The following is a 22791-nucleotide window of genomic DNA, read 5'->3' as shown; positions in this document are numbered from 1 at the left end:
CGTACGGCGCTGGGCACATCGGGCACCGTCACCGAGGCCGGCGGCATCAAACGGAGTGCGGAGCGTCACGTCGTAGTCCACCCGTGTCATCGGCGATGATGTGCGGATGCGGATCACGCTCGTCGGCGACTCGATGACGATCGGAAGTGCCGGTGAGCACACCTGGCGCTATCGGCTGTGGCAGCACCTGGGCCGGGTGCCCGGCGGACCGTACACGATCGTGGGCCCGCGGTCCGGGCTGTACGACAGCGGCACCGGCGCGCCGTCCTCCCATGACTACGCCGACCCCGCCTTCCCGGCCGACGCCCGCCGCCATCTCGCGGGCTGGGGCGAGGGCTGGCTGCACATGGCGCCGCTGATCCGCGAGGCGGTCGCGGAACACCAGCCCGATCTGCTGCTGATCTCGCTCGGGCTGATCGACCTGGGCTTCTACACCGACGCCGCGCAGACCGTGGCCAACGTCCGTCGCTTCATCGCCGAGGCGCGCGAGGCCAACCCGCGGATCCGGATGGTGCTGCTGCCGGTGATCCTCAATATCCGCGCCGAATCCGACGCGCCGTTCGCCGCGGAGTGCGAGCGCTTCAACGAACTGCTCGCCAAGGCCGTGGCCGACCTCGACACTCCCGCGTCGCCCCTGCTGCTGGCGTCCCGTCCGGCCGGCTACGACATCCACCGCGACACCTACGACGGCACGCACCCGAACGCCTCGGGCGAGCACCGGCTGGCAGCGGCCTTCGCCGACGCGATGCACCAGGCGTGGGGCCTGGGCGGACCGTACGAGCTTCCGAGCGACGCAGCAGCCCGCTGACCAACCGGCCGGCTGGCGGTGCCTACGGGCAGCGCCCCAATCCCTTGCTTCGAGCGCGCTCCAAGGCGTTGGCTAAGTCTCCATGGAGTACACGCAGCTCGGACGCACCGGACTCAAGGTCAGCCGACTGGTCCTGGGAACGATGAACTTCGGCCCCCGGACGGACGAGGCCGACAGTCACGCCATCATGGACGCCGCGCTCGCCGCGGGCATCAACTTCTTCGACACCGCCAACGTCTACGGATGGGGCGAGAACAAGGGCCGCACCGAGAAGATCATCGGATCGTGGCTCGCGCAGGGCGGCGGGCGCCGCGAGAAGGTCGTGCTCGCCACCAAGGTGTACGGGAACATGGGCACCGAAGGTGAGCCCTGGCCCAACCAGGACAAGCTCTCCGCGCTCAACATCCGCCGCGCCGTCGATGCCAGCCTCAAGCGGCTCGGCACCGACTACATCGACCTCTACCAGTTCCACCACGTCGACCGGGACACCCCCTGGGACGAGATCTGGCAGGCCATCGACGTCCTCATCCAGCAGGGCAAGATCCTGTACGTGGGCTCGTCCAACTTCGCCGGCTGGAACATCGCCCAGGCCAATGAGACCGCCGGCCGCCGCGGCACCTACGGGCTGGTCAGCGAGCAGTGCCTGTACAACCTCGCCGAGCGGCGCGCCGAGATGGAGGTCATCCCGGCCGCACAGGAGTACGGCCTCGGGATCATCCCCTGGTCGCCGCTGCACGGCGGGCTGCTCGGCGGCGCGATCCGTAAGGTGGGGGCAGCTCCCGGCGGTAGCCGGGGGAAGGAGGGCGGCGGCGACCGCAGCGTGACCGGACGGTCGGCGGACGCCCTGCAGAACACCCGGCAGCGCGAGCAGGTCCAGGCGTACGAGGACCTGTTGGAGAAGCACGGGCTGGAGCCCGGCGAGGTCGCGCTCGCCTGGCTGCTGACCCGCCCCGGCGTGACCGGCCCGATCGTGGGGCCGCGCACCGTCGGTCAGCTGGACTCGGCGCTGCGCGCATCCGAGCTGGAGCTGTCGCAGGAGCTGCTGGCCGCGCTGGATGAGATCTTCCCGGGACCGGGGCCCTCGCCGGAGGCCTTCGCCTGGTAGTGCCCTTCCGGCAGGAAACTGTGCCGGGGACGGTGCATCCAGTGCACCGTCCCCGGCACAGTTGCGGCGGGCTCAGCCGAGCGCGGCAGCCACTGCTACAACGATGAGCATCAGCACGAGCGCGCCGCTCACAATCCGGGTCCTGGTCTTCGCGTCCACCCTTCGAGGTTAACCGGGCGCGTCGGAGCCGCCTTTCACGCCCCCAGTCGCCAGGTCGTCAGCGTCTCGTACCTGGGCCGCTCGCCCGCCACCCCCGGCGTCGGCAGATTGCTGCGTATCAGGCACAGCTCCCCCGCGGTCCACTCGCTGCCCGCGAAGTCCGCCAGCGCGGCGACGTAAGGGCGCAGATTCACGGTCGTACGGTTGCGGGCGATCGTCAGATGCGGGGTGTAGCGACGGTGCTCCTCCATCTCGAGGCCGGTCCGGCGGCCGGCGGCGCCGGCTGTGCCGGCCAGCCGTTCCATCCCGCGCACCGCGCCGTCGGCTCCCACCCACAGCGCCCGGCCGCCGAAGTGCCCGCCGCCTGCCAGCCGCAGGTCGTACGGCTCGTGGCGGTGGGCCCCGCGCTCCAGCCGCTCCTGGAGCTCGGGGACCACCTCGTCCGGCACCTCGCCGTAGAAGGCGAGGGTGAAGTGCCAGCCGTCATGGCCGGTCCAGCGCAGCCGGTCCGCGCCCGACAGCTGGTGCAACGCCTTGACCTCGGCGGCCAGCTCGTTGAGCGCTGTCTCGGGAGGCAGCACAGCGGCGAAGAGTCTCATGCGGTCAGTGTCCCGCACCGAAAGATCGGAAACCGGCGATAAGAACGGGGCTCGGGCGGAAAACGCGCCGGGCCCCGGAACGGCCCAGGGCCCGGTTACCCCACCGACGCCAGCTGCTCCTGCTCGGCCGGGGTACGGGGGACGACCGACAGATGCCGGTGCCCACGGCGCAGGTCGATCTTGATCCGAAGGCCGCCCGCCCGGACCAGCATCAGCCCGACGCCGATCGCCGCGGCCGCCGCGATGAGGCCGCCGGCCAGGAAGCCGACCCGGGCACCGAAGGCGTCGGTGACCCAGCCGACGATCGGTGCGCCCAGCGGCGTACCGCCCACGAAGACCATCATGAACAGGCTCATCACACGCCCGCGCATCGTCGGATCCGTGGCGAGCTGGATGCTCGAGTTGGCCGTGACGTTGATCGTGAGGCCGAACATCCCGATCGGCACCAGCAGCACCGCGAACAGCCAGAAGGCGGGCGAGAGGGCGGCCGCGATCTCCAGCACACCGAAGACCAGCGCCGCGCCGACCAGCAGCCGCAGCCGGGAGGTGCCGCGGCGGGCGGCGAGCAGCGCGCCGGACAGCGATCCGGCGGCCATCAGGGTGTTGAGCAGGCCGTAGGTGCCGGCGCCCGCGTGGAAGACGTCGTCGACAAAGGCGGTCAGCCAGATCGGGAAGTTGAAGCCGAAGGTGCCGATGAAGCCGACGAGGACGATCGGCCAGAGCAGGTCGGGGCGCCCGGCGACGTACCGCAGGCCCTCGCGCAGCTGGCCGGCGCTGCGCGGTGCGCGCTCCACCTGGTGCAGCTCGCTCGGGCGCATCATCAGCAGGCCGATGATCGGGGCGAGGAAGGACAGACCGTTGAACAGGAACGCCCAGCCGCTGCCGACAGCCGTGATCAGCACACCGGCGACGGCCGGGCCGATGAGCCGGGCGGACTGGAAGTTGGCGGAGTTGAGGCTGACGGCGTTGCGCAGGTCCTTCGGCCCGACCATCTCGGTCACGAAGGCCTGGCGGGCCGGGTTGTCCACGACCGTGAACAGGCCCAGCAGAAAGGCCATCAGATACACGTGCCAGACCTGGACGCTTCCGCTGAGGGTCAGTGCGGCGAGGGCGAGGCCGGTGAAGGCCATCGCGGACTGGGTGATCAGCAGGAGCTTCCGCTTCGGGAAGCGGTCGGCGATCACGCCGCCGTACAACCCGAAGAGCAGCATGGGGAGAAACTGCAGCGCGGTGGTGATACCGACGGCGGCGGAGGAGCCGGTCAGGCTGAGCACCAGCCAGTCCTGGGCGATGCGCTGCATCCAGGTGCCGGTGTTGGAGACGACCTGGCCGGTCGCGAACAGCCGGTAGTTACGGACCCGCAGCGAGCTGAATGTGCCACGCCGGGGCTCGGTGTGTATGGGTGCGGTGGTGTCGTCGTCGGGGTTCGGTGCGGGTGCGGAGTCTGCTCCGGGTCCCGTACTCAAAGGGGTTCGCCTCCTTGTCGTGGCGTTATCGTCCGTTTCTCACATGTGCGCGAGCTTCTCCAGGACGGGGGCGGCGGCGCGCAGTGCGGCCCACTCTTCATCGTCGAGCCCGCTCACCAGTTCGGCCAGCCAGGCATTACGGCGGCGCCGGCTCTCCTCGAGCATGGTCTCGGCCCGCTCGGTGGGGGTGACCACCTTCTGGCGGCGGTCCTCGGGGTGCGGCTCGAGCCGGACCAGCCCCTTGGCTTCCAGCATGGCCACGATGCGGGTCATCGACGGCGGCTGGACGTGCTCCTTGCGGGCCAGCTCACCCGGGGTTGCGGAGCCGCACCGGGAGAGGGTGCCGAGCACGGCCATCTCGGTGGGGCTGAGCGATTCGTCGACCCGCTGGTGCTTGAGCCGTCGCGACAGGCGCATCACGGCGGACCGAAGGGCGTTGACGGCGGCAGCGTCGCCGCCGGACAGTTCCGGCATGTTTCTTAGGATATCTCATTACCCTGCCTAAAGACCATTCGGGGTCGGGTGGGCAGGGCAAACGTGAGATCACCCGTACGAGTGAGGTAAGTCCGGAAAGCGGCCCGCGCGGGCCCAGCCGCCGGGGACCGTACGGGGCATGGGATCGACAGTGCTGAGCCTGCGGATAGATGGTGAGCTTCTCGACCGCATCCGGCAGCATGCCGCCAGACGCGGAATGAGCGTCCAGGACTATGTGGTCCGGACGCTCATTCGCGACGACTTCGACGAGCGCTTCAAGGCAGCGGTCGACGAGACGGAGAAGTTTTACGGGGTCGCGTAGTGGTCACTTGACCCCGAGCACCTGCTCGATCGGGCCGAGCAGGAAGTACACGAGGAAGGCCGCGCCGACCACGTTCAGCAGCCACGGCACCGTACGGATCCGGCCCGTCGCCGCACGGAGCAGGATGAAGAACAGCACGCCGATGCCGATGCCATTGGTGATGCTGTACGTGAACGGCATCGAGATCATGGTCAGGAACGCCGGGGCGGCCAGCGTGGGGTCGCTCCAGTCGATGCCGGTGACGTTGGACGCCATGATCAGGAAGCCGACGACGACCAGTGCCGGAGTGGCCGCCTGCGAGGGGACGACCGTCGCCAGCGGGGTGAAGATCAGGGCCAGCATGAACAGCCCGCCGGTCACGAGGTTCGCCAGACCCGTACGGGCGCCCTCGCCGACGCCGGCCGTGGACTCCACGAACGCCGTGGTCGCCGACGCCGAGCCGAAGCCACCGGCCGCGACTGCCGCGCTGTCGACCATCAGGATCTTGCCCATGTTCGGCAGCTGGCCCTGCTCGTCGGTCAGGCCCGCCTCCTCGCCGACGCCGATGATGGTCCCCATCGCGTCGAAGAAACCGGACAGCAGCACGGTGAAGACGAAAAGGCAGCCGGTCAGGAAGCCGACCTCGTGGAAGCCCCCGAAGAGGCTGACCTTGCCGATCAGACCGAAGTCCGGGCTGGACACGATCTTGGTCGGCAGCTCCGGGACGGTCAGACCCCAGGCCGCGCCGGGGATCTTCACGGCCCCGTCGATGATCATCGCAAGGCCGGTCGTCGCGACGATGCCGATCAGGATCGCGCCCCGCGTCTTGCGGATAACCAGGACGAAGGTCAGGGCGAGGCCGACCACGAACACGAACACGGGCCAGGTCTCGAGCCTGCCGCCGGTGCCGAGGCCGAGCGGAACGGTGGTGTGGGCCTGGTCCGGGTTACGGGTGACGAAGCCGGCGTCGACCAGACCGATCAGCGCGATGAACATGCCGATACCGATGGCGATCGCGCGCCGCAGGCTAGCGGGGATCGCATCGAGCACACGTTGCCGCAGCCCGGAGGCGACGAGGATCATCAGCACCAGACCGGCCAGAACCACCATGCCCATCGCGTCCGGCCAGCTCATCTTGGGCGCGAGCTGCAGCGATACGACGGCGTTGATGCCCAGCCCGGCGGCGAGCGCGATCGGGACATTGCCGATGACGCCCATCAGGATGGTCGTCAGACCGGCGAGCAGGGCGGTGGCGGTGACCAGCTGGGCGGTGTCCAGGTGGTGGCCGTACTTGTCCGCGCTGGAGCCGAGGATGATCGGGTTCAGCACGATGATGTAGGCCATCGCAAAGAACGTGGCCAGTCCTCCGCGGATCTCGCGGGGAATGCTGGACCCCCGCTCGGAGATCTTGAAGAACCGGTCAAACGCGTTTATGGGCGATGACGGCGGCTGCTTGGCGTCGACCGGAGCGGTGGCCGAGGAGGGCATGAACGTTGGACCTCAGTCGTGGGGAGCCGGGAAGGCCGGGGTGGCCTCACGGCAGCGAACAGAACTACTGGGTCGGATTGGATATTCAAACGAAAGAATCCAGTCAGACCCAGACCGATTCAGTATGAATGTATGAGCCAAAGATCACCAATCTCCGCGCGTAGACCGTCCGCTCGCCGCGGGGCCGCTCCGCGCAAGGGCCGCCCCGGGCGGGGCGGGCGCGCCCCGGTTGGCGGTCGGCGGGCTTCCAGCCCCCTGCACGCAGACCGGTCCGCCCAGCCCGGGGCCGCTCCGCGCAAGCGCCGCCCCCGGGCGGGGCGGGCGCGCCCCGGTTGGCGGTCGGCGGGCTTCCGGCCGCGCCGGGCGGTCGCCGGGAGGGCGTCCGGCTCCACCGGCCAGGGGCCCGCTTCGCCGGCGCCCAGGGCGACCTGGCCACTTCAGTACGGGAAGAGGGGCGTGGAAGAGGCGAAGCTGCGCGCCACCAGAGCCACCCGGGGGCAGGGCTTCTGAGTCTGGACGCGGCGGGTCGCGCCTGCGCGGCGTGGTGGTGGGTGCCGGGGGCCCGGGGGCCTCGGGGGTGGAGGTTCTGGACTGCGCATTCTCGGGCCTGGCGGCCCTTGGGGCACCTCCTGGGGGCACCCCCAGCAGTCCCCCCTGGGCCTGGCGGCCCGGGTGGGGGTACCCCAGCGGTAGCTGGGGAAGTGCCCAAAGCGCCCTTCGCGCCGTCCTCCTGCGGGCGCCCGACGCTTGCACCGCCGCAACGGGCGCCGGAGGGGATAGGGCGCGGCGGGCTTCCGGCTGGCGCGCAGGGGAGGCCATGGGAGCGGGTTGCGGTGACGGCGCCAGGGACGACGCGTGGAGCAGGCTCCGACCAACCCGTATCGAAAGCCGAGGGGGCGGGGCGCCTAAGCTGTCGGGGACGGGGATCGAGGGAAAGGCCGGGGACGATGGGTAAGTGGACCCCCACACACGAAGCACCGGAGCCCCTCGAGGGCAATGTCGTCGCCACCATCACCGGCGGCACCATCGTGTGGTTCGCCCTCTTCCTTCTCCAGCTGCCCTTCTACGGCTGGTTCGACGCCCACGGCCACCTCTGGTGGCTGTGGACCTGCCTGACCGGGGGCGGACTCGGCCTCATCGGCATCTGGTACGTCCGCCGGCGGGACGCCGCCCTCAAGCGCGAGGCCGTAGCCGAAGCTGCCGCGGTGAAGCCCGAGCCGGGCAGCACCGTCTGACCGCCACTCCCCCAGCCGAAGGCCAGGGGCGCGTGGGGGTCCTGGACGTCAAGGCATACCCCGCAGCCGCCGACGGGACGGGAGGGGGCCGGGTGTCGTTGGGGTTCCCCATGCCGAAGGCCAGGGGCGGGTGGGGTCCTGGACGTAAAGGCGGATTCAGGGCCGCCAGGCCCGAGAATGCGCAGTCCAGAACCCCCACCCCGGAGGCCCCGGCCCCCGGCACCCACCCACCGGGCCGCGGGGCGAGGCCAACGCGCGCCCACGCGCCTGCGGCGCGCCGACAACGGAGCGGAGCGGCCCGGCCGGCGAGGCACTAGTCGAACCAGCGGGCCTCGGCCAGTTCCTCCGTGCGGGACAGGTCCTCCAGCAGCGCCGCCACTTCGAAGCGCCGCGGCCACGCACCCGCCGCCCACGCCAGGCCCGCCGCGACGCCCTCCAGGGTCGCCGCGTGCAGCACCCCGTCCGGCGTCCGGCGCCAGTCCACCTCAACGCCGTCGACGCGCAGATCCTCGTACTCGACGTACATCGTCGGCGTGTTCGGGCCGAGCAGTGTTCGTACCGCCTCCGGAACCTCGCGGGTCTCGCCGTCCGCGGACTCCACCCGCCCCTGGTACACCTCGCCGAGCCGCCGCACTTGCAGCAGCTCGGCCAGGTCAGCCGCCTTCCCGGGCTGTACGGGCAGCAGGGCCCGGCCCGTGGCCAGCGGCAGCAGATCGGGCACGTCGGCGACCAGCGCTTCAGCCGCGTCCACGACCCGCACCTGCCCGTCCACGACCGCCCGCAGCTCGTCCGGCAGGGTCACCTGCTCGGGGTCCAGCTCTGCCAGCGCCCCGTAGAGGCCGTGCAGCTGAGCCGCCGTCACCGGCCGCTCCGGATCGGTGAGCCGGGCCAGCAGCTCCGCGGCCCCGCCCGGCTCGTCGAGCAGCGCCGCGACGGAGGTACGGACTCCCAGCGCCCGCAGCACCTGCTCGTCGTGGAAGCCGGAGGCGTCGGCGGCGTCGTACAGCCCGGCGAGCAGCGGATCGCCGCCCGCGGCCCGCAGCCCGGCCGGCCGGCGCCCGTCGAGCACCGGGTGGCCGCGCAGCCACCAGGCGGTGTACGGGCGGACGGTCTGCGTCGTGCCGTCGGGCAGCAGTACGCGTACCCGCGAGGTCAGCGCGTCCCGCAGCGGCGGCTGGGCGAGCAGCGCGAGGGCCTGCGGCCAGGCGTCGTCGTCGACGAGGTCGAGGTCGCGGACGCCGACGATCTCCGTGGCGACCGGCGGCACCGGGGTCTCGGGCAGCTGGTCGAGCACGTCCTCGCACCACACGTCCACGGAGTCCAGCAGCCCGACGTCGTCGGGCTCGGCGAAGTCCCCGTCGCGCGGATCGAGTTCGTCCGGGTCCAGGACGACGTCGGCGGCCCGTACGAGCGCGAAGTTCGCCTGCACGCCGACGGCAGTGAGGGGCAGCTCGCCCCAGCGCTCGGCGAGTTCGGGGTCGCAGGCGGCCAGCTCGCCCTCGCGGATCACCTGCTCGAACGGGCTGCCCGGCAGGACGAGTTCGCCGGCCGGGGCGAGTTCGCCTTCGTCGTCGGGCAGGGCGAGGGCGGCGAGCCACGGCTCGTCGCCCGGCTCGAGCCGGGCGTCCCGTACCAGCCCGAGGACGGCTTCGGCGAGTTCCTCCGCGTCGAGACCGGCATCCTCCCCGACGTCGTCGTACCAGATCTCCTCGCTGTCGAGGGAGTTGGCAACGGCCGCTCGTACCTGAGGGGTGGTCAGAATGGCGCGGGGGGTGGCGGGCGTCGCGCCGAGCTTCTCGAGCAGGGGGTGGGCGGCGTCCGGGTGGGCGATCTTCAGGCCCAGGCGGGAGAGAGTGGCGGCGGCGGGTGCCGACTCCTCCGCACCCGGCAGCGGCAGCAGGACCTGCCGGGGGCCGATGGTCATACGGGCTCCCCCGGAACCACCATCCCCGGCGAGCGGCACGGGCAGCCCGCCGAGCCGGTCGGGGTCCGTGCCGGCGAGGCTCTCGTACAGCTGCCGCCACCAGGAGGGGGCGCGCTCGACGCCCGCGAGCCGGTCGATGGCCTCGCCGAGCGGTACGCGCGTGACGCCGAGAGCACGCAGCTCGCCGCGGCGTTCGAGCCCTGCGGGCAGCAGGCCGCGGAACAGTTCGGCCAGCACGCGGACGGTCTCGGCCCCGGCGCCTTCAATCAGTTCGGCGTCGATGGGCCGCAGTGCGTGCGGTTCGCCCGCGGGGCCGCTGGGCGCCGGTGCCGTATCCCACGCCTCGTCGCCGGACGTGGCGGCCACCGGCCCGCCTGCCCCGGACCCGGCATGCGAGGCCCCGCCCCAGGGCGGCGCGCCGGAGGCTCGGCCGCCCGGGCCGCCGGCCGCATCCGCGGCCGCCTCCCAGTCGGCGGGCTCCCCGGCGGGGCCGAGGCCGCCTTCGGCGCCCGCGGCGAGTGATGCCGCAGTGGGGAGGAACGGCACGCGCGGCAGCAGCTCGAGGATCTTGGTGCGCAGCCGGCCGTCGAGCTCGCCCTTGCCCAGCGGGCCGGGCACCAGGTCGATCGTGCCGAGGCCGACGGGCCGCCAGTCCCGTACGAGCGCCGCGTAGGTCTCCGCGGCGCGCTCGACCAGGAAGTCCGTCAGGGGGCCGGGCGCCGCGTGCCGGCGGGTCGGCTCCAGCGGGAGGGAGGCGATCAGCAGCGCGGGCAGGTCGAGCGGTTCGTCGGTGGGGGTGGGTGCATGGACGACGGGGGCGATGGCGGGCCGCTTGGGCGCGCCGTCCGACTCTCTCGCGGGTACGGCCCAGGTCACCGACCACCACGGGCGCAGCCGCTCCTCCACGGGGCGGTCGGCGAGCAGCGCCGCGTCCAGCTGTCCGCCGGCGGTGGCGATGCGCCAGCGCGTCGTTCCCAGCGCGCTGTCGTCGATCACGACGTACGGGCCGTCCTGACGGCGCGTCAGGGTCCGTACGCCCTCCGGGGTCTCCACGACCACCTCGGCCAGGCCGGGGAGGGTGAGCAGCAGCGCGTCGTCGATGCCGTCCAGCAGGCGGATGGCGAGGTCGGCGGCCGCGCCGTCGCGCAGCGGGAGGACGACGGCGGTGTCGTAGCCGACGGGGGCGGAGCCCTGCGCGGGCAGCGGGAGCCGCAGCAGCGGTACATGGCCGTCGCGGCGGCGCAGTTCGTCGGCGAGGCCGGGGCTCTTCTCGGCCGCGGTCACCGCGAGGTCGCGGGCCTCGGCCAGGGACCAGCGGACGCCGCCGGTGCGGCCGACGAGAGCGGGCTCGTCGCTGACGGCCAGCACGGCGGCGAAGCCGACGCCGAAGCGGCCGACGGCGGCCCCGGCGTCCTCGTCGCGCTTGGCGGAGGCACGGAGGGTGGACAGCGATTCGACGCCGACGGCGTCCAGCGGGGCGCCGGTGTTCGACGCGACGAGGACGCCGGGGCCGCCGTCCTCGGCAGGGTGGAGGGTCAGCCGGAGCCGGCCGGCGACACCGGAGCGGGCGGCCGCGTCGGCGGCGTTCTGGGCCAGCTCGACCACGAGCCGGTCGCGGTAGCCGCCGAGGGCGAGGTCCTCCTCCGCGTTGGCGTCCTCGCGGAAGCGGGCGGGCGACGCGGCCCACGCGTCGAGCACGCCGCGCCGCAGCCGCGCCGTCCCGAACGGGTCCGCCCCGTCGGCCGTCGCCCGCACCATCGCCGTGCCGCTCACGTGTCGTCTCCTCCCACGCCACTTCTGTCAGGGCTGAACGTACCGCTTGCGACGCGTACCCGGCTGAGTCACCCCAGCACATGCCGGTCCGGCCGCCCGGCCTGCGGCTCGCCCGGCGGGCCTCCTGCCGGGCGGACACGCGGGAGCTGGGTGAGGCACGCCCGCGCCACCTGCGGAAACACCATGTGAACGGGCTCTCGGACGCCGCCTGCGACGGCCGGACTGGTTCACCGCGCGGCAGCCGGCGGGAGCGGGGCCGCCACCCCGCGCTGCACACACGGCCTCGGCCGTGGTGCGCAGCGGGTGCACCGTGGGTCGGGCGCCGGGGCCTCCGGGGTGGAGGTCCTCGCCCTCGGGCCTGGCGGCCCTGGACACACTCTTACGTCCAGGACCCCCAGCCCTCCGACCCCGTCGCCCTCGACGCCGTGGGCGGGCGACCGCTGTCGCGAGACCAACTCCTCTCGCCCCGCCACGGCGGCAGCGGCTCCGAGACCCCAGTGGCCCACAACCCACCGCTGCCCAGTGGACACGGGACAGCACGTCGCAAGCCCCGGCCCGCCCGGATCAACGCAGGGCCCGCGCGGCGCGCGCGGTCCCCACGGCTGTGAGCAGAAAATCCGTGGTGGCGGCGGACCTGGCCCGCCCGGCGGGCGGGCCCGGCCGGCGTCCCCGCGCGGCAGCGGCCCACCGGCGAGGTCAGCCGCAGTGGCCCGACCGGCGAGCTCAGGAGTGACCCAGTTCCTCTTCCGGACCCGTGTCCGCCACCGAGCCACCCGTCCGGTCCGGACGCAGCGGCAGCGGGTCGACCTTCATCTCGTCGACCACCGGCGGCGCCGGGCGGGGCGTCTTCGGCATGACCGCGGCCTCCGAGTGGGCGCCGCAGCCGAACGACAGGGAGACGACCCGGCCGTCCGCCGGGGAGAACTCGTTCGCGCAGACCCCGAACGCCTGCCGCAGCGAGCCCGCCAGCGGCACCAGGAATCCACAGGTCGCGCAGGTCGCCGGAGCGGCCTGCGCCATCGGCGTCTTCGCGCCGAACGCCTCGTCCCAGCGGTCGGCCGCCGAGTGCAGCCCGTAGCGCGAGAGGACTCGGGCGCGGGCCATGCCCAGCTCCTGCGCGACCGCCGCGATGCTGCCAGTGGCGGGCGGCGGCACCACCGGCTGTGCCGAGAGCGCACCCGCGGACACGTCCGCGTCCTCCTCCTCGGCCAGTTCCTCCAGGTCGTGCGAGAGCTTGGCCTCCTCGGAGAGCACCGAGTTCGGCGGCGGGACGTCCTCGCCGGAGAACCCCGGTTCCAGCCGCAGGTCTTCGGCCTCCGTGGGCAGCAGGTCCCCCGGCCCCAGGTCGCCCGGCCGCAGCCGCTCGCTCCACGGCACCCACTCCGGTGCGAGCATCGCCTCCGGCCCGGGCACCAGCACGGTCTCGTCGAGGGTGACGACCTTGGCGCGGGCGGCGCGGGCGACGGTGACCGCCCAGCGCCAGCCCCGGTAAGCGGGCTCCTTGCAGGCGAAGTAGTGAGTGACTACGCGGTCACCATCCGCGACGACTCCCAGGTGCTCGCCGACGGCGGCCTCACCCGCGGCTTCCACGGCCGCGGCGTGGGCGAAATCGACCGCCTCGGCACACAAGCGGTCAGGTGTACGGCTTCGCATCGTCGCAGCGCTCACAAGAATCGATTCTCTCCTACCCCGTCTCACACGTGCGCCGGCCGACCGGCCGAGCGACCGGAAAGGCAGTGACCGGAGGGGCGACGGGCGGAGCGGACCGTGGGGCCGCGTCAACGTCCGCGCCCGATCGGATGCCTCGGCTCGGGCGCACCTGCTACCAACCATTCTGCGGGATCGCGGACAGGCGCGCGGCCACGGTCGACCGCTGGTGACGCGCTACGCACGCTACCCCCATCCGGGGTGCCGGGCCCACCCTCCCCGCACGCTCTTCTCGATCGCTTCCCGCATTCCCGCATTCCCGCATCATGTACCTCTCGGCAGGCCGCGCGTACGAAACCATGTCAGGGACGAGTTGGGGCAGTATGACGGCGTGGCAGCCGCCCGCTCCTACGGCACGAGAGGCCCACTCCGCCGCGTCGGCGGCGCGGTGGGCCGCGCCGCGCACTTGCCGTTCACGGCCACTGCTCGCGGCATCCGCCGCGCCACCCACGCCCACGGGGCGGGCGAGTCCGGTCTCGCCAAACTCATCGAGCTGCACTCCGTGAACGGTGCGGGCGACATGATGATCACCGTCGCGCTCGCCTCCACCGTCTTCTTCTCCGTGCCGACCGACGAGGCCCGCGGCCGGGTCGCGCTCTATCTGGCCGTCACCATGGCCCCCTTCACGCTCCTCGCCCCGGTCGTCGGCCCGGTCCTGGACCACTTCCCGCACGGCCGCCGCGCCGCCATGGCAGGCGCGATGCTCACGCGCGCGCTGCTCGCGCTGGCCCTGTCGGTCTCCGTCACGACCGGCGGCCTGGAACTGTATCCGGAGGCGCTGGGTGTCCTGGTCGCGTCCAAGGCGTACGGGGTCGTACGGTCCGCGGTCGTACCGCGCCTCCTCCCGCCGCGGATCTCGCTCGTCAAGGCCAACTCGCGGGTGACACTGGGCGGGCTGCTGGCCACGGGTGCCGCGGCGCCGGTCGGCGCCGGGCTGCACGCCATCGGCCCCTCCTGGCCGCTGTACGGAGCCTTCGCCGTGTTCTGCTTCGGCGCCTTCCTGTCCTTCACGCTGCCGCACAAGGTCGACTCGGCGAAGGGTGAGGCGAAGGCCCGCTTCGCCTCACCCCACGGCCTGCGGACCCCCGGGCACGTCGGCGAACTCGGCGTGATGGGGGCCGGGGCCACGCGGGTGCCGCGGTTCGGCCGGGCGTCGCGAAGCGCCACCGTACGGGCCCGGCAGGCGCGGGCTCGTACCCGGCCGCGGCGGCCTGGCCTCCGCACCGTCGGGCCGTCCGTGCTGCACGGGCTGGAGGCGAACGCCGTCCATCGCGCGCTGTCCGGCTACCTCATCTTCTTCCTCGCGTTCCTGCTGCGTGAGCATCCGCTGGGCGGGCAGAGCGCGGCCGTATCGCTCGGGATCGTCGCCGTGTCGGCCGGTACGGGCAATGCGCTCGGCACCGCACTGGGAGCGTGGCTCAAGGCGCGCGCCCCAGAGGTGATCATCGTCACGATGCTGTGTCTCGCGCTCCTGGCGACCCTTACGGCCGCCTTCTTCTTCAGCCCGTTCGCGGTGGCCGTGGTCGCCGGCGTCGCCGGGCTCTCGCAGGCACTGGCCAAGCTGTCGCTGGACGCGCTGATCCAGCGGGACGTGCCGGAGGAGGTGCGGACATCGGCGTTCGCCCGCTCCGAGACCGTGCTGCAGATGTCGTGGGTGGTGGGCGGGGCGATCGGTATCTCGCTGCCGCTGAACGGCGTGGTCGGCATGTCGGTGGCGGCAGCGATGATCGGCGCCGGCCTGGCGGCGACCGTACGGGGGCTGCTGACGGCGGCCCGGCGCGGCACGCCGCACCCCCGCGTGGCCTGACGGAATCGGCCAGATAGCCTGCGCCCATGACCGTTGCCCAGCGGCCGAGCCGCACTTCCATGCAGTCCAGGAGCACGACTCGCCGCGCCGTGGCCGCCGGCGCCGTGGCCCTCGGGATCCTTGCCCTCGCCGCGTGCGAGAAGCCGACTCCCCGGGCGACCGTCACGGTGGGGTCGGACACCGTGTCCACCGAGGCCGCCTGCTACACCGAGGGCGAGAAGCTGTCCTCCGCGGAGCTGAAGCGCTGCATCGGCAAGAAGTCCGAGAAGACCCTGACGGTGGACGACGGCGAGCGGGTCCGCATCGGTGTCGACCCGGAGATCGCCAAGACCGGCTGGGCGATGGTCGTCAACGGCCAGGGCACGATGGCCGAGGCGAGCAAGGCGCAGTACCGGAGCTTCGACTTCGACCAGGTCTTCGCGCCGCAGCAGAGCCCGATGGGCGGCGCCTCGGTGCCCAAGACGGTGAAGCTCACGATCATCGAGGTCAGTGAGACGGGCCAGGCCAAGGGGGCGTGGCAGTTCACCCTGAAGCGGGCGTCGTCCTGACGGACGGTCGTCTCCGACCTGCGGGGGCCCGGCTGATGCGTGTGCTCGTCGTCACCGCCGTTCAGGCGGAGTCCGACACCGTGGTCGCCGGGCTGCGCCGCCACCTGCCTGCCACCGCCGAACTCGCCGTGCCGGGCGCCACCCTGCACCGCTGCACGGCCGCAGCCCCGGCGCCGGCCGAAGACCGGGATTCGCCGGGCACGGCGCCACTCCGTGCCGGACCGCGGGCCGGTGGCGGTCCCGTGCCCACCAGCGGGCTGGTCGTCGATGTGGTGGTCGGCGGTGTCGGGCCCGCTGGGGCCGCCGCCGGTGCATCCGCCGCACTGACCGCCGCAGCGCTCCGCGGGAAGCCGTACGACCTGGCCGTCTCCGCCGGGATCGGCGGCGGCTTCACCGGAATCGCGCCCCTCGGGGCAGTGGTGGTCGCCGACGCGATCGTCGCCGGCGATCTGGGTGCCGAGACCCCCGACGGCTTCCTGCCCGTCACCGCGCTGGGCTTCGGCACGAGCGAGCACCTGCCGCCCCCCGGCCTCTCCCGCGCCCTCGCCGACGCCGCGGCCGCCACAGCCCAGGCGACAGTCGTCCGCGGGGCGGTGCTCACCGTCTCCACCATGACCGGCAGCGCCGCGCGGGCAGCCGAGCTGCTCCGGCGTCACCCGCGTGCGGCCGCCGAGGCCATGGAAGGATTCGGTGTCGCGGAGGCCGCCGCCGTCCATGGTCTGCCGGTGCTGGAGATCCGGGCAGTTTCCAACGCCGTGGGCCCGCGCGACCGCGCCGCCTGGCGGATCGGCGAGGCACTGGCCGCGCTCACCGGCGCCTTCACCGCACTCGTGCCCGTACTCGACGACTGGGAGGGGCCCATCTCATGAGCGACGGCCTTGAACCGCTTGAGCCGCTGAAGATCGCCTACTCGCCGTGCCCGAACGACACCTTCGTCTTCCACGCCTGGGCACACGACCTGGTCCCGGGCGCGCCGGCGCTGGACGTCACCTTCGCGGACATCGACATCACCAACGCCATGGCGGAGCGCGGCGAGTTCGACGTACTCAAGGTGTCGTACGCGGCCCTGCCGTGGCTCCTCGACCAGTACGCACTGCTGCCCTGCGGCGGGGCACTGGGCCGCGGCTGCGGACCGCTGGTGCTCACCAGCCGCCCAGGGCAGCCCGCCGACCTCGCCGGGAAGACGGTGGCCGTGCCGAGCGAGCGCTCCACCGCGTATCTGCTGTTCCGGCTGTGGGCCGCGGCGGAGGTGCCCGGCGGGGTGGAGGAGGTGCTGGTGCTGCCGTTCCACGAGATCATGCCGGCCGTGCGCGACGGCAAGGCCGACGCCGGGCTCGTCATCCACGAGGCCCGCTTCACTTACGGCGACTACGGCCTGCACTGCCTCGCCGACATGGGCGAGCACTGGGAGCGGACCACGGGCCTGCCGATCCCGCTCGGGGCGATCATCGCGAAGCGCTCGCTGGGCGCCGCCCGGCTGCGCGAGCTCGCCGAAGCCGCCCGTGCCTCCGTACGTATGGCCTGGGACAACCCCGAGGCCTCACGCCCATACGTCCTGGAGCACGCCCAGGAGATGGACTCGGACGTCGCCGACCAGCACATCGGGCTGTACGTCAACGAGTTCACCGCCGACCTCGGCGAGGACGGCTACGCCGCGGTGCACGCGCTGCTCACGCGTGCCGCGGCCGAGGGGCTCGTACCGCCCCTCGGCCGTGACGCGCTCCTGATGCCGCCTGAGCCGGCCTGACCTTCCGACCCTTCGGGCCGGTCAGACGTCCAGCTGGTCGGCCACCGCGCGCAGCATGCCCGCGATCTTGCGGCCGTGGGCCTTGTCGGGGTAGCGGCCCCGCTCGAGCTGCTGAGAGACGCTCTCCAGCAGCGTGGTCAGGTCCTGGACGATCGACGCCAGCTCGTCCGGCTTACGGCGCTGCGCCGCGGCGACGGAGGGGGCCGGTTCGAGCACGGTCACCGACAGGGCCTGGTCGCCGCGGTTGCCTGCCACCACACCGAACTCGACGCGCTGGCCCGGCTTGAGGCTGTCCACTCCGGCCGGAAGCACGGAGGAGTGCACGAAGACGTCGCCGCCGTCGTCACGGGAGAGGAAGCCGAAGCCCTTCTCGCTGTTGAACCACTTGACCTTGCCGGTAGGCACGACCGTCCTCGTTCTCGTACTCGTCGGGAAATAACCAACACAACAGCTCTGGATAGCAGTACAGCGGGTCGTCAGACCCGCCACCTCCAAGGCTAACGGTCCCGTACCTGGTGACAAGACGTCGCCGGGTGGTTCCAGTCCGCTTCTGAACCCGACCTACCCTGTTCCAGTGAACTCACAAACCCAGCAGACCGCCACGGGGGCCGGGGACCGGCTCGTACGGATCGGCGCGATCGTCTTCCTCGTCGGGGCGGTGGCCACCATTGCCACGATGGCGCCTTTGTTCCTCGGCGGGGATCCGCTGCCGCCGGCCGCGTACTTCGTGTGCATGCTGATGGGCCTCGGTTTTGTGATCGCCGCGGCCGGGGTGCTGCGCTCGGTCGTCGTACAGAGGCGTCAGGCCGAGTCGGCGGAGTAGCCGCCGCGCTCCGTCACGTAAGCCTCGAGCCAGGCGGGGAACACGGTGAGGTCGGAGAGCACCGTGTCGGCGCCCGCCGCACGCAGTTCGTCTACGTCACACGGCCCGGTGGGGACCGCGACGGACAGCGCACCGGCCGTACGCGCGCCGCGGACGTCCCCGGTGTGGTCCCCGACGTAGACCGCCGCGCCGTGCTCGCGCAGCGCCTCCGCCTTGGCCTCCGCCCACAGCCAGCCGATGACGGCGTCCGCCTCGATGCCGAGGTGGGTGAGGTGGAGCTTGGCGTTGGGCTCGTGCTTGGCGGTGACGACGATCGCGCGCCCGCCGAGCCGCCGCACCGCGTCGACGGCCTCGCGGGCACCCGGCATCGCGAGCGTCGGGGCGATGGCGTGCGTGGGGTAGAGCGCGCGGTAGCGGTCCCCGATGGCCGGAACCTGCTCCTCCGGGAACCAGTGGGCCAGCTCATCCTCCAGTGGCGGTCCGAGCCGGGTGATGGCGAGATCGGCGTCGATGTACGTGCCGGTCTCGGCCGACAGCGCTTCGTACGCCGCCTTGATGCCGGGCCGGGAGTCGATCAGCGTCATGTCGAGGTCGAAGCCGACCGTCAGAGGATGCGTGAGCATCCCGCCATTGTGCCGTCCCGCCGGCCCGCCGCTTTCAGCCCGGTGGACGGCGGCGGGCTCGCCACACCAGGTAGAGCGCCGAGGCGACGGCTGCCGCCCGGAGCGCCACCGGCCAGGTGTCGGTGAGCGCCGCCGCCATCTGGCCACGCGGTATCGGGTCGCCCCAGCGCTCGTTGACCCGCCCCCACAGCCAGACGATCGCGCCGGCGGCGACCACGCCGGGCAGGCCGAGCACCGCCCACTTGGCCTCGGTACGGGAGAGACGCCGAGAGGCGTAGGCGATCAGCCAGCCGAGGCCGAGCGGAACGAGGGAGCCGAGGACGGCGCCCGCGACGAGCAGCGCGGCGGCCAGGAGCAGTGACGGGTTGAGCGGGAGCCGTGCCGTACCCGCGTCGGCGGCAGCGGCCGTACGGGCGCGCCGGGCGAGCATCCGGCGCAGCAGGCTGGGCCGCTGTTCCGCGCCCTGCTCGCCTTCTGTCACTTCCGGCTCGTCGCCGGTCCTCTCGACGGGGCCGGGCTCGCGCGGCGGCGGTTTGAGTATCTCGGGGATCTCGATCCCGCCGACGAAACCGGGCACGGTGTCCCCCGGGCCGTACGGGCCGGGCTCGATCCGCCACCAGTCGGGGGCGGCGTCTGCCGGCCCGAGCTCCTTCTCGCCCGCGAGGTGCGGGGGCTTCGGGCCCTGAAGCGGGACGGCCGGGGCGGGGCCTTCGGCCTCCGGCGCGGGCAGCTGACCGGCCTCCGTGCGCGGGGCCGGCACCTTTCCGCCGAGCAGGCCCTTGCGCGCGGTACGGGAGGGCGGCTGCCGCGATGGTTCGGGCCTCTCGGGCGCGGGTCCCGGAATCTCGGGCGCGGGCGCCGCCTGCTCCCCGGTACCGGCCGCGTCCACCACCTCCGCGGGCGTCCCCAGCCTGCGGAGGATCCGCTGCACGGCGGCGGGCGTGTCCGCCGCCCCGGTACGCCGCTGCTCGATCTCCGTTCGCAGCCGCGCGACCAGGCGCATCCGGTCGCCGGAGGGCAGCTGCCGCTGCTGAGCCAGGTCGCCGACCCGGCTCAGATAGTCGTAAACGAGCTTGTCGCTCTCGATCCCCACCAAATCCCCTGCGGGCGCGCGCATTTCATGACGGGCACTGCCCGACGGTACCGGCTCCACCCCCGACAGGCCGCTACCACACGCGACCCCAGCTCCGGGCAGGACACCGGCAGAGCGCGCGGGCCCGCCGAGCGCTCACGCTGTCACCGCTGCAGCTCTCTCCTGCCCCTGCCGCCCGAGCGGCTAGTGTGGGGCGGATGGCCACCGAGCGGAACCGGGAGGATCGCGTGCCGACACAGCCCCGCCACGGCGGCGGCACCCGTCGCAGCCCCGGTCGCGACCGCAGCGCCGCCGCACCGGCCCCACGCACGCTCGCCGAGGAGCTGCGCACGCGCCCCGACGAGGACATCGCCGCGCTGCTCCGCGCCCGGCCCGACCTGCTCACCCCCGTCCCCAGCGACCTCACCCAGCTGGCCACCCGCGCCGGCACCCGCGCCTCCGTCGTACGGGCCCTGGAGCGGCTCGACCGGTTCGCGCTGCAGACGGCTCAGGCGCTGGCCGTCGCCCCCGACCCCTGCCCGTACGACGCGCTGCTCGCCCTGATGACCGGCGACACCGTCGATGCGACTGCCGAAAACACCGCCCGGGAGCTGCCGCGCGCCGTCGCCGAGCTCCGCGCGCAGGCGCTGGTGTGGGGCGGGGATGACCGTCTGCGCCTGGTCCGTACGGCCCGTGAAGTGCTCGCCCCGTCCGCGTCCGCGCCCTCGCCCACCGGACTCGGCCCGACCGTCGCCGAAGCGACCGCCGGAATGTCGCCGGGCCGGCTCCAGGAGATCATCGCCACCGCCGGGCTGCCGACCACCCACGACCCGGTGACGGCCGTCGAAGCGCTCACCGCTCTGTTCCGCGACCGGAAGCGGATGGCCGCGCTGCTCGCACAGGCGCCGGAGGAGGCCCGCGAGACGCTTGGCAGGCTCGTCTGGGGCCCGCCGTACGGCACGGTACCCGCGCAGCCGTCCGCGCCCGTGCGCTGGCTGCTCGACCGCGGGCTGCTGCTGCCGTGCGGGCCCGGCCGGGTCGTCCTGCCGCGCGAGGCGGCACTGCACTTGCGCGGGGGACGGGCACACCGGGTGCCGGAGCCGCTGCCGCCGGCCGTGGCGGTGGCGGCGGAGCACAGTGCGCAGACGGTGGATGCGACGGCGGCCGGGCAGGCGTTCACCGCGCTCGCCACGGTCGAGGAGTTGCTGCAGCAGTGGAACCAGGGTGGTCCGCCCGTCCTGCGGGCGGGCGGCCTGAGCGTCCGCGACCTCAAGCGGACGGCCGCCGCCCTGGATACGGGCGAGCCCACCGCCGCCTTCTGGCTCGAACTCGCCTACGCGGCCGGGCTGCTCGCCTCCGACGGCGAGGCCGATGAGCGGTACGCGCCCACACCGGCGTACGACGAGTGGCTGCGGCTGCCCGCGGAGGAGCGCTGGGGCGCACTGGTCGTGGCGTGGCTGGCGGCGACCCGTACGGCCGGGCTCGTCGGCGGCCAGGACGCCAAGGGCCGTACGCTCTCCGCTCTCGGCGACGGCCTGGACCGCTCCGCCGCCCCAGGGGTCCGCCGCCGCACGCTGGAACTCCTCGCCTCCCTTCCGCAGGGCGCCTCCCCCACCCCGGACTCGCTGCTGGACCGGCTGCGTTGGGAGCATGGCGCGGGCGCAGCCACCACGGCGGGCAGGGCGCGCGGCGCCGCCGGACGGGGCCCGGGCGGCCGCGTGGGCGGCCCATCCCCCGCGTCCTCCGGGGGGCTCGCCGAGGACCTCCGCTCACGGATCGCGCTGTGGACCCTCACCGAGGCCGAACTCCTCGGCGTCACGGGCCGCGGCGCCCTCTCCGCCCACGGCCGCGCCCTCCTCGGCCCGCACGCCCCCGAAGCCGGCCCGGCAGCACGCGCCGGCGCGACGGCACCCGAGCCCTCAGGCCGCTCCCGGGCGCCTTCCGCCACCGAGGTCGCGGCGGCAGCCGCCCAGGCCGCCGCGCTGCTCGCCCCGAAGCTGCCGCAGCCGCTGGACCATGTACTGCTCCAGGCCGACCTGACCGCCGTGGCCCCCGGCCCGCTGGAGCGGCCGCTCGCCGAGATGCTCGGCGTCCTGGCCGAGGTGGAGTCCAAGGGCGGGGCGACCGTCTACCGCTTCACTCCGGGCTCCGTACGTCACGCGCTCGACGCCGGGCAGACCGCGGCCGACCTGCACGCCTTCCTCGCGGAACACTCCCGTACGCCCGTGCCGCAGCCCCTCAGTTATCTGATCGACGACGTGGCCCGCCGGCACGGCCGGCTGCGCGTCGGGGCGGCCTCCGCGTACCTCCGCTGCGACGACGACGCGCTGCTCGCCGAGATCCTGGCCGACCGCCGCTCGTCCGGCCTGCGGCTGCGCCGACTCGCCCCGACCGTGCTCGCCGCCGAGGCGGCCCCCGACGTGCTGCTGGAGCGGCTGCGCGAGATGGGGTACGCGCCCGCCGCCGAGTCCGCTGAGGGCGATGTGCTGGTGACCCGCGCCGCCGCGTACCGCACCGCGCCGCGCACAGCGCCCACCCCGGTGCCGGGCGGCCCGCCCATGCCCGACGACACCCTGCTGGGCGCCGCGGTCAAGGCCATCCGCGCGGGCGATCTCGCCGCCACCGCGGCCCGCCGCCCGCCCGGCGAAGCAGCCGCCGAAGAGCCCACTGCCCCCGCCCCGGCCGAAGGCGGCCGCCTGCCGCGCACCTCCTCGGCCGAGACCCTGGCCACCATGCAGGCCGCGGCGCTCACGGGCAGCGCGGTCTGGATCGGCTACGTCAACGCCGACGGCGCGGCCAGCCAGCGTGTGATCGCGCCCGTCCGCGTCGAGGGCGGCTTCGTTACGGCGTACGACCACACCGCCGACGAGGTCCGCACCTATCCCCTGCACCGGATCACCGGCGTCGCCGAGCTGGCCGACGAGTCGCCCTGGCACGATCAGCACCCCCAGTAAGGCCCCGCCATGACTCGGCGCATCCCTCGCCCCCGCCCCCGCCCTCGCCCCAGAGCGCTTCCGCCAGTTGGAAATCGGCTTGTCAATTCCCTTCTCACACCCACCAGTTGAGCTCCTATAGTGCTCCACCTGCTCAACGTCAGACGGGGACACTGGGGACACAGCGGGGACGGGGAGT

General features: G+C 73.3%; 19 protein-coding genes. 10 read left to right on the top strand and 9 right to left on the bottom strand.

Annotated features, from left to right (window positions below):
- Window positions 1-106: 106 nt before the first annotated feature.
- Both ACY34J_RS04435 and ACY34J_RS04430 read left to right on the top strand, forming a co-directional pair.
- Window positions 107-808, top strand: coding sequence for a GDSL-type esterase/lipase family protein (locus ACY34J_RS04435; protein ID WP_462725147.1), 702 nt, complete (start codon window positions 107-109; stop codon window positions 806-808).
- A gap of 82 nt (window positions 809-890) precedes the next feature.
- On the top strand, window positions 891-1913 hold the full coding sequence (locus ACY34J_RS04430) for an aldo/keto reductase (RefSeq protein ID WP_462725146.1): 1023 nt from the start codon (window positions 891-893) through the stop codon (window positions 1911-1913).
- Between the two features lie 194 nt (window positions 1914-2107).
- Here ACY34J_RS04430 and thpR read toward each other — a convergent pair whose 3' ends face one another.
- The 3 genes from thpR to ACY34J_RS04415 all read right to left on the bottom strand — a co-directional run bounded on the left by thpR (window position 2108) and on the right by ACY34J_RS04415 (window position 4611).
- Complete coding sequence (gene thpR / locus ACY34J_RS04425) at window positions 2108-2671, bottom strand: RNA 2',3'-cyclic phosphodiesterase (protein WP_462725145.1); 564 nt, start codon at window positions 2669-2671, stop codon at window positions 2108-2110.
- A gap of 95 nt (window positions 2672-2766) precedes the next feature.
- Window positions 2767-4137, bottom strand: a complete 1371-nt coding sequence (locus ACY34J_RS04420; RefSeq protein WP_462725144.1) for an MFS transporter — start codon at window positions 4135-4137, stop codon at window positions 2767-2769.
- Between the two features lie 39 nt (window positions 4138-4176).
- Entirely contained in the window at window positions 4177-4611 is a 435-nt protein-coding gene (locus ACY34J_RS04415) for a MarR family winged helix-turn-helix transcriptional regulator (protein ID WP_462725143.1), read from the bottom strand.
- A 139-nt stretch (window positions 4612-4750) separates the two neighbouring features.
- On the opposite strand from ACY34J_RS04415, the gene ACY34J_RS04410 reads away from it, so the two are divergent.
- Entirely contained in the window at window positions 4751-4933 is a 183-nt protein-coding gene (locus tag ACY34J_RS04410; RefSeq protein ID WP_462725142.1) for a ribbon-helix-helix protein, CopG family, read from the top strand.
- 3 nt (window positions 4934-4936) lie between these two features.
- Here ACY34J_RS04410 and ACY34J_RS04405 read toward each other — a convergent pair whose 3' ends face one another.
- The gene (locus ACY34J_RS04405) at window positions 4937-6400 is read right to left on the bottom strand and encodes an NCS2 family permease (protein WP_462725141.1); all 1464 of its coding nucleotides are present in this window, start codon (window positions 6398-6400) and stop codon (window positions 4937-4939) included.
- 947 nt (window positions 6401-7347) lie between these two features.
- Between ACY34J_RS04405 and ACY34J_RS04400 the strand changes: the two genes are divergently transcribed.
- The gene (locus tag ACY34J_RS04400; RefSeq protein WP_462725140.1) at window positions 7348-7635 is read left to right on the top strand and encodes a DUF2530 domain-containing protein; all 288 of its coding nucleotides are present in this window, start codon (window positions 7348-7350) and stop codon (window positions 7633-7635) included.
- A 313-nt stretch (window positions 7636-7948) separates the two neighbouring features.
- Here ACY34J_RS04400 and ACY34J_RS04395 read toward each other — a convergent pair whose 3' ends face one another.
- Window positions 7949-11317, bottom strand: a complete 3369-nt coding sequence (locus tag ACY34J_RS04395; RefSeq protein ID WP_462725198.1) for a sacsin N-terminal ATP-binding-like domain-containing protein — start codon at window positions 11315-11317, stop codon at window positions 7949-7951.
- Between the two features lie 738 nt (window positions 11318-12055).
- A complete protein-coding gene (locus ACY34J_RS04390; RefSeq protein WP_462725197.1) occupies window positions 12056-12985 on the bottom strand; it encodes a DUF3027 domain-containing protein in 930 nt (309 codons plus the stop codon).
- A 385-nt stretch (window positions 12986-13370) separates the two neighbouring features.
- On the opposite strand from ACY34J_RS04390, the gene ACY34J_RS04385 reads away from it, so the two are divergent.
- Genes ACY34J_RS04385 through ACY34J_RS04370 form a run of 4 tightly spaced genes read left to right on the top strand, consistent with a single transcriptional unit; the run spans window position 13371 to window position 17141 of the window.
- Window positions 13371-14846, top strand: coding sequence for an MFS transporter (locus ACY34J_RS04385; RefSeq protein ID WP_462725139.1), 1476 nt, complete (start codon window positions 13371-13373; stop codon window positions 14844-14846).
- A gap of 26 nt (window positions 14847-14872) precedes the next feature.
- Window positions 14873-15394, top strand: a complete 522-nt coding sequence (locus ACY34J_RS04380) for a hypothetical protein (protein WP_462725138.1) — start codon at window positions 14873-14875, stop codon at window positions 15392-15394.
- 35 nt (window positions 15395-15429) lie between these two features.
- Window positions 15430-16263 carry a futalosine hydrolase gene (locus ACY34J_RS04375; protein ID WP_462725137.1) on the top strand — a complete coding sequence of 278 codons (834 nt, stop codon included), beginning with the start codon at window positions 15430-15432 and terminating at the stop codon, window positions 16261-16263.
- Complete coding sequence (locus tag ACY34J_RS04370; protein ID WP_462725136.1) at window positions 16260-17141, top strand: 1,4-dihydroxy-6-naphthoate synthase; 882 nt, start codon at window positions 16260-16262, stop codon at window positions 17139-17141. Before ACY34J_RS04375 ends, ACY34J_RS04370 begins: the two co-directional genes overlap by 4 nt.
- A 21-nt stretch (window positions 17142-17162) precedes the next feature.
- Here the strand turns inward: ACY34J_RS04370 and ACY34J_RS04365 are convergent, their stop codons facing one another.
- Window positions 17163-17546 (bottom strand): cold-shock protein, encoded by a 384-nt coding sequence (locus ACY34J_RS04365; protein WP_462725135.1) that lies wholly within the window; start codon window positions 17544-17546, stop codon window positions 17163-17165.
- Between the two features lie 169 nt (window positions 17547-17715).
- On the opposite strand from ACY34J_RS04365, the gene ACY34J_RS04360 reads away from it, so the two are divergent.
- The gene (locus ACY34J_RS04360) at window positions 17716-17964 is read left to right on the top strand and encodes a hypothetical protein (protein WP_462725134.1); all 249 of its coding nucleotides are present in this window, start codon (window positions 17716-17718) and stop codon (window positions 17962-17964) included.
- Here ACY34J_RS04360 and ACY34J_RS04355 read toward each other — a convergent pair.
- Both ACY34J_RS04355 and ACY34J_RS04350 read right to left on the bottom strand, forming a co-directional pair.
- Window positions 17943-18587 carry an HAD family hydrolase gene (locus tag ACY34J_RS04355; protein ID WP_462725133.1) on the bottom strand — a complete coding sequence of 215 codons (645 nt, stop codon included), beginning with the start codon at window positions 18585-18587 and terminating at the stop codon, window positions 17943-17945. The two genes, ACY34J_RS04360 and ACY34J_RS04355, sit on opposite strands and share 22 nt — an antisense overlap.
- 34 nt (window positions 18588-18621) lie before the next feature.
- Window positions 18622-19680, bottom strand: coding sequence for a hypothetical protein (locus ACY34J_RS04350; RefSeq protein WP_462725132.1), 1059 nt, complete (start codon window positions 19678-19680; stop codon window positions 18622-18624).
- A gap of 197 nt (window positions 19681-19877) precedes the next feature.
- Between ACY34J_RS04350 and ACY34J_RS04345 the strand changes: the two genes are divergently transcribed.
- A complete protein-coding gene (locus tag ACY34J_RS04345; protein WP_462725131.1) occupies window positions 19878-22613 on the top strand; it encodes a helicase-associated domain-containing protein in 2736 nt (911 codons plus the stop codon).
- Window positions 22614-22791: the final 178 nt, after the last annotated feature.

This window comes from Streptomyces sp. HSS9-12 (genome assembly GCF_054963655.1).
Note: the sequence above shows the minus strand (reverse complement) of the source record. Positions and strands in the feature narration are given on the sequence as shown.